Source organism: Pseudomonas sp. C11, from assembly GCF_034683865.1.
GTDB lineage: Bacteria > Pseudomonadota > Gammaproteobacteria > Pseudomonadales > Pseudomonadaceae > Aquipseudomonas.
In genome coordinates this window covers 1-200 of sequence record NZ_JAWIIP010000132.1, presented here as the reverse complement: position 1 = coordinate 200, position 200 = coordinate 1, and the positions used below count along the sequence as shown (strand labels likewise).

The window sequence follows — 200 nt, the reverse complement described above, 5'->3', positions numbered from 1 at the left end:
GGGGCTATAGCTCAGCTGGGAGAGCGCTTGCATGGCATGCAAGAGGTCAACGGTTCGATCCCGTTTAGCTCCACCAAACACTGACATGGCCAGCCCAGCGCTGGCCTTGTTCTTCGAAGGTTACGTCCCCTTCGTCTAGTGGCCTAGGACACCGCCCTTTCACGGCGGTAACAGGGGTTCGAGTCCCCTAGGGGACGCCA

2 tRNA genes are annotated in these 200 nt (G+C 60.0%); both read left to right on the top strand.

From position 1 onward, the window contains the following. Window positions 1–76, top strand: a tRNA-Ala gene (locus VC352_RS25200). 48 nt (window positions 77–124) lie between these two features. Further along, a tRNA-Glu gene (locus VC352_RS25195) sits at window positions 125–200 on the top strand.